The sequence below is a fragment of the Saccharopolyspora pogona genome, assembly GCF_014697215.1.
Taxonomy (GTDB): Bacteria; Actinomycetota; Actinomycetes; order Mycobacteriales; family Pseudonocardiaceae; genus Saccharopolyspora; species Saccharopolyspora hattusasensis.
In genome coordinates, this window is the sequence record NZ_CP031142.1 from 1,737,545 (window position 1) to 1,749,983 (window position 12,439).

The 12,439-nt window shown below is 69.0% G+C and carries 9 protein-coding genes and 1 pseudogene; 2 read left to right on the forward strand and 8 right to left on the reverse strand.

The features are described 5' to 3' along the window. The first annotated feature begins 277 nt into the window (after positions 1-277). Positions 278-1,165: a nitroreductase/quinone reductase family protein gene (locus tag DL519_RS07735; RefSeq protein ID WP_190813539.1), complete on the forward strand. Its 888-nt coding sequence runs from the start codon at positions 278-280 to the stop codon at positions 1,163-1,165. Between the two features lie 46 nt (positions 1,166-1,211). Here DL519_RS07735 and DL519_RS07740 read toward each other — a convergent pair whose 3' ends face one another. The 6 genes and pseudogenes from DL519_RS07740 to DL519_RS07765 all read right to left on the reverse strand — a co-directional run bounded on the left by DL519_RS07740 (position 1,212) and on the right by DL519_RS07765 (position 8,605). Beyond that, positions 1,212-3,599 carry an ATP-dependent Clp protease ATP-binding subunit gene (locus DL519_RS07740; protein WP_397544934.1) on the reverse strand — a complete coding sequence of 796 codons (2,388 nt, stop codon included), beginning with the start codon at positions 3,597-3,599 and terminating at the stop codon, positions 1,212-1,214. Positions 3,600-3,678: 79 nt separating this feature from the next. Beyond that, positions 3,679-4,041, reverse strand: a complete 363-nt coding sequence (locus tag DL519_RS45880) for a hypothetical protein (protein WP_223838547.1) — start codon at positions 4,039-4,041, stop codon at positions 3,679-3,681. Between the two features lie 615 nt (positions 4,042-4,656). Continuing rightward, a complete protein-coding gene (locus DL519_RS07750) occupies positions 4,657-5,061 on the reverse strand; it encodes a hypothetical protein (protein WP_190813543.1) in 405 nt (134 codons plus the stop codon). A 251-nt stretch (positions 5,062-5,312) separates the two neighbouring features. Then, positions 5,313-5,951, reverse strand: a pseudogene (locus tag DL519_RS07755) (CatB-related O-acetyltransferase). Between the two features lie 138 nt (positions 5,952-6,089). Continuing rightward, positions 6,090-6,743, reverse strand: coding sequence for a phosphoribosyltransferase (locus DL519_RS07760; protein ID WP_190823829.1), 654 nt, complete (start codon positions 6,741-6,743; stop codon positions 6,090-6,092). 104 nt (positions 6,744-6,847) lie between these two features. Beyond that, positions 6,848-8,605, reverse strand: a complete 1,758-nt coding sequence (locus tag DL519_RS07765) for an ABC-ATPase domain-containing protein (RefSeq protein ID WP_190813544.1) — start codon at positions 8,603-8,605, stop codon at positions 6,848-6,850. 375 nt (positions 8,606-8,980) lie between these two features. Here DL519_RS07765 and DL519_RS07770 point away from each other — a divergent pair, with 375 nt between their 5' ends. Further along, entirely contained in the window at positions 8,981-9,754 is a 774-nt protein-coding gene (locus DL519_RS07770) for a lysozyme (protein ID WP_190823830.1), read from the forward strand. 66 nt (positions 9,755-9,820) lie between these two features. On the opposite strand, the gene DL519_RS07775 is transcribed toward DL519_RS07770, so the two are convergent. Further along, positions 9,821-10,963: an LCP family protein gene (locus tag DL519_RS07775; protein WP_223838548.1), complete on the reverse strand. Its 1,143-nt coding sequence runs from the start codon at positions 10,961-10,963 to the stop codon at positions 9,821-9,823. Between the two features lie 172 nt (positions 10,964-11,135). Then, positions 11,136-12,392 carry an aspartate aminotransferase family protein gene (locus DL519_RS07780; RefSeq protein ID WP_190813546.1) on the reverse strand — a complete coding sequence of 419 codons (1,257 nt, stop codon included), beginning with the start codon at positions 12,390-12,392 and terminating at the stop codon, positions 11,136-11,138. Positions 12,393-12,439: the final 47 nt, after the last annotated feature.

A 12,439-nucleotide genomic window follows, 5' to 3' on the forward strand; every position in this document is an offset into this window, starting at 1 on the left:
TGCCGGTGCTCGGCGAACGCATGGTTGAATACCGGCGTGCCGCGTGGCGCCGATTAGAGAGCAGTGGGCAGATCGACAACCGGGCGAGCACCTTCACCCAGGGATCACGCCATGAACAGGCACTCCGCACCCCGCGCCTGACCCATACCAATTCCGCGCGCAGCCCCTGTCTCCCACAGCACCCGGCACCCTCCCGCCGGCAGCTGCACCCTGCTCGATCGAGCTCCAGACCACGGGATCCCGCGCGCCCCAACACTCCTGGAGACACCAGCACAGCATGTCCTTCAACCACACCATCATCGAAGAATTCCGCACCAACGCGGGCAAAGTCGGCGGCCCCTTCGCAGGCAACGACCTCCTCCTGCTCACCACCACCGGCGCCAAAACCCAACGCCCGCACACCGTCCCATTCGGCTACGTCCGCAACGGCGACCAACTACTGATCACCGGCTCCAACCTCGGCGCACCCCACCACCCCGCCTGGTACCACAACCTCCTCGCCCACCCGCTGGTCCAGGTCGAAATCGGCACCGAAACCTTCGAAGCCATCGCCGTCCCCGCCGAAGGACCCCACCGCGACCAACTCTTCGAACACATCACCCGAACAGCACCCGGCTACGCCGACTACCAAACCCGCACCAACCGAACCCTGCCCGTGATCGCACTCCAACGCACCGAAGACCCCACAGCCGCCACACGCGAGATCACCAACCTCGCCGACAAACTCCTGCAGGTCCACGCCTGGCTACGCGCCCAACTCCAGCACGTCCGCACCGAAGCCCACACCCACCTCACCGCCCGAACCAGCAGCGACCACCAACCACCGAGCCTCGGCATGCAGATCCGCCAGCACTGCCTGGCCTTCTGCGAATTCCTGACCTTCCACCACACCAGCGAAGACGACCACATCTTCCCCGCCCTCGCCCACCACCACCCGCACCTGCGCGACGCCCTCGACCGCCTCCGCGCCGAACACCGCACCGTCGCGAATATCAAAGACGAAATCCTCGCCCTGCTGGCCGACATCACCAACGCCGACCCCCACGAGTTCCGCACCGAATTCGACCGCCTCGCCCGAGAACTACACGCACACCTCGACTACGAAGAGCGAACCCTCATCCCCGCCCTGACCGAAATCCCCTGGCCCCCAACACCAGCCACCTGACCAGGAAACACTTGCCCGGCCACCCCGCCGGTTGACCGGGCAAGCCTCACCCGAACACGCTGTGCCGCTGAACCGGCTGCGCACTCTCCACCGCACTCTCCACCGGCGCCGCATGCCGCCCACCCGACACCGGCTCCCACACCGACGTCACCACCAACGACAACTCACCACCCGCCACATCCACCGACACCTGATCACCCGCCGACACCGTGCCCGCCAACACCATCGACGCCAACCGGTTGTCCAACTCCCGCGCGATCACCCGCCGCAACGGCCGCGCCCCGAACTCCGGCTGATACCCCCGATCCACCAACCAATCCAGACCGGCATCCCCCACGACCAACCGAATCCCCTTGGCCGCCAACTGCGCCCCCGTGCGCTCCAACAACAACAAAGCGATCCGCCGCAACTGCTCCGCCCCCAACGGCCGGAACACCACCACATCATCGATCCGGTTGATGAACTCCGGCCGGAAGAACGCCCGCAACTCCTCCAGCACCACCAACGCCGACTCCCCAGCATCCGCCCCCGCATCCAGCACCCGATCAGCCCCGATGTTCGAGGTCATGATCACCACCACGTTGCGGAAATCCACCAACCTGCCCTGCGAATCCGTCAACCGCCCCGCATCCAACACCTGCAACAACGTGTTGAACACATCCGGATGCGCCTTCTCCACCTCATCCAGCAACACCACCGAATACGGCTGCCGCCGCACCCGATCAGTCAACTGCCCCGCCTCGCCATAACCCACATACCCCGGCGGCGCACCCACCAGCCGGGACACCGTGTGCTTCTCCTGGAACTCCCCCATGTCCAGCCGCAACAACCGCTGCACATCCCCGAACAACACATGCGCCAACGCCCGCGCCAACTCCGTCTTGCCCACCCCAGTGGGCCCCAGGAACAAGAAACTCCCGATCGGCCGATCCGGATCCGCCAACCCCGCCCGCGCCCGACGCACCGCCTCCGCCACCGACGCCGCCGCCGCGTCCTGACCGACCACCCGCGACCGCAACTGCTGCTCCAACCCCAACAACCGCTGCACATCCTGCGCACTCACATCCGCCACCGGAATCCCGGTCCACGACGCCACCACATCCGCCACGTCATCAGCGACCACCGTCGGCTCGAACACCGCCGACTCCCGCACCTCACCACCACGCCGCAACCGCACCCGCGAACAAGCCTGGTCCAGCAGATCCACCGCCTTGTCCGGCAAGAACCGATCCGCGATGTAACGCTGCGACAACTCCGCCGCCGCCGACAACGCCGAATCATCGATGCGCACCCGATGATGCCGCTGGTACTTCTCCCGCAACCCCTCCAACACCACCACCGCCTCGGCCACCGACGGCTCCGCCACCATGATCGGCGCGAACCGGCGCTCCAACGCCGGATCCTTCTCCACGTGCCGCCGGTACTCCTCCACGGTCGTCGCCCCGATCAACCGCACCTCACCCCTCGCCAACGCCGGCTTGAGCATCGTGCCCGCATCCATCGACCCCTCACCCGCACCGGCCCCCACGATGCTGTGAATCTCATCAATGAACACCAACACGCTCTCCCGATGCGCCCGGATCTCCGACAGCACATCCCGGAACCGCTGCTCGAACTCCCCCCGGTACTTCGCCCCGGCCACCATCCCCGCCAGATCCAGCGACACCACCCGCATGTCCGCCAACGACCACGGCACCGCACCCTCGACGATCCGCAGCGCCAAACCCTCCACGATCGCGGTCTTCCCAACCCCCGGATCCCCCACGAACACCGGGTTGTTCTTCGACCGCCGCCCCAACACCTCGATCGCCTGCTCGATCTCGGCATCCCGGCCCACCACTGGATCCAACTTCCCGGCCCGCGCCAACTCCGTCAGATCCAACCCGAACTCGTCCAACCGCGGCGTCACGCTCAACACCGACCGAGCCCCACCCCGATCACCCAACTCGATCGCCCGCGCCAACGCCCGCCCGGCCACCGAATCCGCATCCACGGCCAACCCCAACACCAGATGCCGCGCCCCCACCACATCGGCACCCTCACCCAACGCCTGCTGATACGCCCCCAACAACGCCCGCCGAGCCGCCGACGACAACACCGGCCGCCCCACCACCCCCGAATCCTGCGCCACCACCGCCGACCGCACGGCAGCCGCCAACTCCTCCACCCGCACCCCGGAAGAAACCAGCAACTCCGCCGTCGCCGGCACCTGCGTCACCGCCCACAGCAGATGCGCACCGTCCAACTCCCGGCTGCCCCAGTCCACAGTTGCCCGAACCGCCTTCGACACCACCTCATGCGCCTGCGCATCCAGCAACGTGCCCAACGCCAAGCCGCGCTCCGACGCCGAAGCACCCCCCGACGCCCCCGAGAACACCTCGCTGAACAGCGAATCAAAGGCGGCAGAGGAATCACCGACACTGCCGCGAACCAAAGGGGCCACCTCCACAGCACACGCAGGCCCCGCCTGCAAACCGAACTCCAGCAGCAGACCAGCGCGCAGCACCACCCGCTCAGCGGGACTGGCGCCCGACCACCAACCCCACCAGCAGCACCGCGCTGATCCCCACGACCACGCCACCGAGCCGGTGCAACCCCGGATCACTGGCCGGACCCGCGAAGCACAACTCGATCACCGCAGCCGCGATGTTGGCACCAACATACTGAGACGTCCGGAACAGCCCCGCAGCTATCCCGGCATCACGCGCCGACGCCTGCCGGTACAGCGTCGACTGGTTCCCGATGTTGCTGAACCCGTTCGGCACCCCCAGCACCGCCGCCACGGCCACCAACGCCGCCACCCCGTGGTGTCGAGCAGCATCCACCCGACCCAGCCGGCCAACAACATCGCCGACCCCGCCAACAGCACCAGCCAAGGCTCCACCCTTGGCAGCATCGACCCGCTAACGCCACGGACGCCATCGCGAGCAACGCGATCGGCACCACCACCAAACCGACCTGTCCCGGCGGCAAACCCCGCGCGCTCTGCAACCACATCGGAAAACCAAAGAACGCCACGTACGTCAACGCGGTCCGAAGATAAGTCCCGCCAAGCGCCTGGTTGCCCACCAGCATCCCGCCGACCACCGGCCCCGATCGCGATCATCACCTGACCGCGGATGGCCAGCACGCTCAATGCCCCGTTGGCAGCGCCCCCAGCCGGTCGGCCTGCGCCCGCAGCATCGCCACACCCGCCGCGCACGTCCCGATGCCCAGGCGCGAACGGCGCGCTCCTCGACGCCGCCACGGCCACCACCAGCGATGCCAGAAACACCCGGCGCGGCCCGAACAGATCCGCCAGCCGCCCCGCGGTCGCCAGGTACAGCCCGGAGATCAGCCACGGCGTCGCCGCACCGGCGCCGAACTGCTCCCGGATGTCGACAACCGCCCACGCCACCACCTTCGTCGGCCCGGACGTGGGAGCAGCCGTCACCCGGCCAGTCTATGTTGTTAGCGTAACTAACTTCAAAGGTCTGACCGGAAACCCGACCTCAGCTCGCGCGCTTCTGCGCCTTCTCGATCGCCTCAGCCAACCGGGCCAACTCCTTGCCGATGTGCGACAGCCGCTCCGCCATCACGCTGGCGTGCCCGGACAGCGGGCCGGCGTGCCCCGCCGCCCGCAGCCACTCCGTCACCCCTGCGCAACCGACGGACATGCCCTCCACCGTCAGTGAGAACCCGCGCATGACCTGCTCGATCTCCTCGACGGTGTGCGCCACCGCCGGGTCGCGCAGGCGATCACCCAGCGCCGACGCCGCCTCTCCCACCTGCCACGAGACCTCGGCCGAGTAACCCGACTCGCCGGAATCGGCGCTCCGTCTCGTACCCGACCGCCGAGGTGGCGTGTGCCTACCCGCCTGCGGCGGCGTGTTGTCGGAAGGTCCAGCGGCAGTCATAACGAACCAATCAACCCGAGACGGACACCCAGCTCCACCCCGACGCGCCAGAAGACCCCCGACCGGTGGCCCAAGTCCACCCGATTCCCAGCTCTCCTCAGCGCAGGAGTAGGTGAGGCGAGGCTATCGCGTCGTGGCTCGTATTGGTGAGAGTTGGTCCGCAGGATTGGTTTTGATCAACACTGAAATCGCAAGAATTATCAAAACAAAATGCTGCCGGGCACCGCGAATCTCCACCCGGCCAACGGGTCCTACCTGGCTTCCGGGGCAACCGCCGCCAAGTCGTCGACGCTGCCGGACATGATCGTCCGAACGTGCTCCGTGATGTGCTCCAGCGGCCAATCTCACCAGGCCAGCGCCAACAAGCGCTCGACATCAGCGTCGTCGTACCGGCGGCGGATGAGCCTGGCCGGATTGCCACCGACGATGCCGTAATCCGGTACGTCGTCGACCACCACCGAACCTGAAGCCACAATCGCCCCTTGACCGATGCGGACTCCGGGCATCACCACCGACCGGTACCCGAACCAGACTTCGTTGCACACCACCGTGTCACCGCGACCGGGCAGACCCGTGATCAAATCGAAGTGCTCGCTCCAGGAACCACCCGTGATCGGGAACAGGAACGTCGACGGACCGGCCATCCGGTGGTTGGCGCCGTTCCTGATGAACCGCACGCCCTCCCCCAACACGCAGTACTTCCCGATGACCAGCTTCTCCGGCCCGTAGTGGTACAGCACGTTGCGCGTCTCGAAAGCCGTCGGATCGTCGTAGTAGGAGAACTCCCCGACCTCGATCAACGGCGAGGTCACCAGCGGCTTCAACAGCACCACGCGCGACTGGTCGGGCATCGGGTGCACCACGGTGGGATCGGCAGGTACAGCCGGCATTGCGAATCGACTTCCCCGACGACGAACTAGTCATCCTAAATTCATTCAGCACTGAAATAACAGGAATTATCAAAATATTGTGGGCGCTGGAGGTACCCGCGAAGGCCGAGAACTCCAGCTCGGCAAAGTTCCGCACGGTCAGTCGAAGTCCTGCAGGATCTCGTAGATCTCCTCGTCGGTGGTGGCGCTGAAGTTGCGGTACCACTGCCCCACCGCCGCGAAACCGACCGGTTGCAGCACGCACACCACCACATCCGCCTCCGCGCGCAACGCGGTGACAGCGTCCGGCGCGCCCACCGGGACGGCCAACACCACGCTCCGCGGTGACGACTCGCGCAGCATCCGCACCGCCGCGCGGGCCGTCGCCCCGGTGGCCAGCCCGTCGTCGACCAGCACCACGTCACGCCCGGCCAACGGCAGCGGCTCGCCGCGGTGGAACAACCGCTCCCGGCGCCGCGCCTCGGCCCGCTCCCGATCACAGGCCGCCTGCAGGGTCCGTTCGTCGAGGTGGAACGAGCGCACCAGCTGCAGGTCGTAGCTCGCCGGCCCATCCGCGGTCACCGCGCCCACCGCCAGCTCCGGCTGGCTCGGCGCGCCGATCTTGCGGGCAACGCAGACCCGCAACGGCGCCTTCAACATCCGAGCCACCTCGGCGGCCACCGGCACCCCTCCCCTGGCCAACCCGAGCACCACGGGGTCGACCAGCTCAAGCCCGGTCATCCGCTGGGCCAGGACCTGGCCGGCGTGCCGGCGGTCGGCGTAACCGGTGGTGGTTCGTTCCGGGAAACTCATGCGAGGCATCGCTCGCCTCCCGTCCGCCGCGCGTGCGCACGACAGCACATCGGGGAAACCACTCGCCTCGATGATGCCCGCCCGCAGCCGATGGGCAAACCTCCTCAGATGCGGAAACCAGCGACCTGCAGCACCCGGAGCCGGTTCAGCGCGGCCGCCAGCTCGAAGCGCCGCGGCACGGCGAAGTCCCCCACGTAGTGCTCGTCGACGGCCGTGACACCGCGCTTGGCGACGTCCGCGGCGAAGGCGTCCAGCACCTCGGCGATTGTGCGGGTGCCGTCCAGCACCCCGCGCCGTGCGCAGCTGACCAGCGCCAGCCCGATCCCGGTGACCTGCGCGGGGTCGACCACCTGCTCCACCCCGCGCAGTTCCACAGTGGACTCCCCCAGGGTCAGCGCGTCCACCCCCCGGGCGCGGATCTTCGGACGGTCGGTGGCGATCGAGCACGGATCCACCACGCGGTGCCGAACCGGCGGGAAGGCCTGGGCCTCGGAGTGGCGACCGGTCGGCGCCGCGGCCAGCTGCTTGGCGCGTTCGGTGACGTCGCGGGCGTGGTAGGCGTCCAGCATCAGCACCTGGTCGGCGACGTCCATGTAGTCCCCGGATCCGCCCATAACCAGCACCGTCGACACCCCGTGCGCGGCCCGCAGCGGCCGGATCAGGTCCACGAACGGCGTCAGCGGCTCGGACTCCTTGGCCACCAGGGCCTGCATCCGGGCGTCGCGGATCATCAGGTTCGTCGCCGCGGTGTCCTCGTCGACCAGCAGCACCTTCGCCCCGGCCTCCACCGCCTCCACGATCGCCGCGGCCTGGGAGGTGGAGCCGGAGGCGTTGTCGGTGGAGAAGTCGGCGGTGTCGGCGCCGGTGGGCAGGTGGCTGACGAACGGGCTGACGTCCACGCGGTGCACCCGCCGCCCGTCCTCCGCGCGCACCTTGACGGTGTCCTCCCGGCACACCACCAGTTCCCGGCCGTCGCCGGGGATGTGGTCGTAGACGCCGAACTCCAGCGCCCGCAGCAGCGTGGACTTGCCGTGGAAACCGCCCCCGACGATCAGCGTGATCCCCTCGGGCACCCCCATGCCACGTACCCGGCCGCGGTTGGGCAGCTCCACCTCGACCCGCATCGACTCCGGGGAGGCGAACGGCACCCCGTCGGGCAGCGGCCGCTCGTCGACGCCGCTGCGCCGGGGCAGCATCGAGCCGTCGGCGACGAAGGCCACCAGGCCCAACCGCGGCAGCATCCGGCGCAGCGCGTCGGTGTCCTCAATGGAGTCCACGAACTCCCGCAGCCGGCGCTGATCGGCGCTCGCCCAGCGAAGCGCCGCCTCCACCACGTCGGGCAGCTCGTCGCACAACGCCTGCTCGGCCTGCCTGCCATCGATCGTCCGGCCCCGCCCCGGCAGGTCGATGCCCAGCCGGAGCACCACCGCCCCGCCCGCGATCTGGCAGGCACTGCGGTCCAGCACCTGCTGCCGACCGGCGTCCACCCGCAACCGGCTGTCGCGGAGCCTGCGGTGCGCCGCTCGCACCAGGTAACCGGCCAGCGCCCGCGCCCGCACCGGCGTGGACCACAACTCCGCTGGGAAGCCCGCGACCACCGGATCCACCCGGACTTCGCAGCGGCTGGCCGGCGCGTACGGGTCCGGCTGCACCCGCTGGACCTCCAAGGTGAACCCGCCGAATGACCAGCGGCCGCTCAACGACTTGTATCGGCCGTAGCTGGCGCCGTGCATGACGCGCAGTTCCTGCCGCAGCGCCTGCTCGTCGCCACGGTCGCCGCGTGGCCGGTCGTCACGCCTGCGATCGCTCGGCCGCCGATCCCTGTACCGCCCCGCTCCGGGACCGCCCGTTCGCTGTGCCATGCCCGAGACCTACCTGACCGGCCGCCGATTCTCCAATCGGGAGACGTAGGTCACTCCAGATCGACCGCGAGGCTCGAGGCCGCTGACACCACAGTGGACGGCCGAGTGTCCACTCGAGGCAAAACCGGCGAAACGGCGCGTCGGAACCCGGCGCGCTCCCACATGCCGGGTTATTCTCCCAACGCGCAAGATCCAGAGCACCACCCGGTCCGACACCCCGAACGGCCGGTTCCACTCGACGACGCTGCCTGTGTTGGTGAGGAGGCGAGTGTAGTGCTTCGCAGATTCGGCGGTCCGGTCGACAGCAGTCACCGGCAACGTCTGGGCCGCAGCGGTTCCGGCCGTCCACGTAGGACTTCCACACTGCTCGCGGCTGTGATCGCCGCGGCGGGCCTGGCCGGCGGCATCGCCCAAGCCGACCCGGCGCCCACGGCCCCGCGGCTCAACCCCAACGACCCCAACGGGGCTTGGGCGGGCTACAGCGTCGAAGGCTCGCGCGACGCGCAGCCGCGCTACCGCCCCGCAGGCGCGGTGTCCGGAATGGACGTCAGCGGTCATCAGGGCGATGTCGACTGGCCGAAGGCCTGGGCCGACGGCGCCCGGTTCGCCTACGTCAAGGCCACCGAGGGCACCGAGTTCCGCAACGACCGCTTCGGACAGCAGTACGACGGCTCGCACGCCGTCGGCATGATCCGCGGCTCCTACCACTTCGGCCTGCCGGACCGCTCCAACGGAGGGGACCAGGCCAACTTCTTCGTCGACAACGGCGGAGCCTGGAGGCGCGATGGGCGCACCCTGCCGGGGGCGCTGGACATCGAGTACAACCCCTACGGGGAGGCCTGCTACGGCCTGGACCCGGCCGCGATGTCGCGGTGGATCGCCGACTTCAGCAACACGTACCACGCCCGGACCGGGCGCTTCCCGATCATCTACACCACCACCAACTGGTGGAACCGCTGCACGGCGTCCAATCCGGACTTCGCGCCGAACAATCCGTTGTGGATCGCCCGCTACGCCCTCGATACCGGCCCGCTGCCGGCCGGCTGGGACTACCAGACGATCTGGCAGAGCAGCGACAAGGGCTCGTTCCCCGGTGGGCAGGACGTCTTCAACGGCAACAACAAGCAGCTCAAGCGATTCACCTCCTGACCGTCCCTCCCAACGGCGATGCGGGCCGCTCCGGAATCTTCCGGGGCGGCCCGCATCGTTCGCGATCTACTTCGCCACCAGGTCCGGCGGGATGGGTTGGTCGTTGGAGATCGCCTCGAACATCCGCTTGGCGCCGTCAGAGTCCCAGATGATCACCGAGCCGCCGTCGGAGTCCTTGCCGAAGCGGCCGAACGGCGCGCTGGTGGTGACGCCCTGACCGCTGCTGATGTCGCCCATCGCCAGCGCCAGCGACGCCAGGTGCCACAGGTGGTCGCCGTCGTTGACCAGGAACGTCTTGCTGGCCCCGGAGGCCAGCGGGAACAGCCGGAATGGGTTGAGCAGCGTTGCCGGGCTGGTGGCCTTGTCGACCAGCGCGGCCAGTAGCTTGCGCTGGTTCTCCGCACGCTCCAGGTCACCGCCCTTGAGCGAGTAGCGGGCCCGCACGAAGCCTAGGGCCTGCGGCCCGTCGAGCTCCTGGCAACCGGCCTGCAGGTGCGCGTTGGCCATCTCGTCGTCCATCGGCTGGTCCAGGCAGATGTCCACGCCGCCGACGGCGTCGACCAGGTCGGAGAACCCGCCGAAGCCGATCTCCGCGTAGTGGTCGATGTGCACGCCAGTTGCCTGTTCGACGGTCTGCGCCAGCAGCTGCGGCCCACCGAAGGAGAACGCCGCGTTGAGCTTCGTCTTGCCGTGCCCCGGGATCGCGACGTACGAGTCGCGGGGCAGGCTGATCAGCGCCGGCTGGCCGCCGCCGCTGGGGATGTGCACCAGCATCACGGTGTCGGTGCGGCGTCCGGCGGCGTCACCGGCCGACAGTTGCTCCCGCTGCGCCTCGTCGAGGCCTTCACGGCTGTCGGAGCCGACCAGCAGCCAGTTGGTGCCCGCCGAGTCCGGGGCCTGCCCGCCGAAGCCCAGCGCGTCGGTGCGCTGCAGCATTCTGTCGAAGTAGATCACCAACCCGGCCAGGAGCAGGACCAGCACGACCAGCGTGATGCCGATGCGCCGGCCCCACCGCTTCTTCTTGCGGCGTGGCGGCAGCGGCGGTGGCTCGTCCACCGGCCGCCGGGGGCCGCGGTACGGAGGCGGTGGTGGCGGTGGTCGCCGTCCTGGCGGCGGCCCGCCTGGGGCCTCTCGGTAGTAGTCGTACCTCTCGCCGCCGCCTTGCGGTCTCCGGCTCCTCGGCGGTTGCCCCGCCGACCAGTCGCTCATGCGCACACCTGCGTCGGTTCGATCCGGCGCGCCCCGCACGCTCCGGGTTTGGCGTGAAGCATTCCAGACGGCTATGCCGGAAGCACCCACCCCTACCGAACAGTGATCGACAACCACCCGTTTTGGCTGGTGACGGGCGCAAGCGCAAGCTCACACCCACTAGCCGAGGTGATCAGGCCTTGACGGCGTCCCGCACCGCCTCCGCCCACAGCCCGACCGCGTCGTCGACCTGCTCTGCGGTGACAATCAGCGGCGGGATCATCCGCACCACGTTGCCGTGCGGGCCGCAGGTCAGCAGCAGCAGCCCGCGCGCGGCGGCGGCCTGGTGTGCCCGGGTGGCCGTCGCGGTGTCCGGCGTGCCATCGGGCGTGCTGAACTCGTTGCCGGCCATCAGGCCCAGCCCGCGCACGTCGCCGATCACCGGGTGCTCGGCGGCGACCTTGCGCAGGCCCTCCTGCAGCCGGGCGCCCTGCTCGGCGGCGTTCTCGACGAGGTGCTCGTCGCGCACCACGTCGAGGGTGGCCAGCGCCGCCGCGGCGGCCACCGCGTTGCCTCCGTATGTGCCGCCCTGCGAGCCCGGCCATGCCTGGCTCATCAGTTCCTCCGGCGCGGCGATGGCCGACAGCGGGAAACCGCTGGCCAACCCCTTGGCGGTGATCAGGATGTCGGGCCGGATCCCGGCGTGATCGTGGCCCCAGAATCGGCCGGTTCGACCGACACCGGTCTGCACCTCGTCGACGATCAGCAGGATTCCGTGCCGGTCGGCGCGTTCCCGCAGGCCAGCGAGGAACGCCGGCGGGGCGGGGATGTAACCGCCCTCGCCGAGCACCGGTTCGATGATGATCGCGGCGATGTCACGCGGGGAGCTGACGGTGACCAGCAACTGGTCGAACTCGGCCAGCGCGTAGCGCACCGCCTCGGCCTCGCTGGTGCGGTGCCGGTAGGCCTCCGGGAACGGGGTGAACACCACGCCGGGCATCATCGGGCCGATCCCGGCCCGCACTTTGACCCCGGAGCTGGTCAGCGCGCCCGCGCCCATCGTGCGACCGTGGAAGCCACCCTGGAAGGCTACGATGTTCTGCCGCCCGGTGGCCTGGCGGGCCAGCCGCACCGCCGCCTCGACCGCTTCGCTGCCGGAGTTGACGTAGAACAGCCGGTCCAGGCCGGTCGGCAGCACCTCGCCGAGTCGTTCGGTCAGCCGCAGTAGCGGCCGGTGCATGACGGTCGTGTACTGGCCGTGGATGAGGGTACCCACCTGGCGCTGGGCCGCCTCGACCACGCGCGGGTGGCAGTGGCCCGTGCTGGTGACCCCGATCCCGGCGGTGAAGTCCAGGTATCGGCGATCCTGCTCGTCGTAGAGGTAGACGCCTACCCCGCGGGCGGCTAGGACCGGCGTGGCCTGCTTCAGCACCGGCGAGAGCTCAGCCATGATCGACTCCAAGCTTCGAAGCGTGCAAAATGTAGGATTGTTGACAA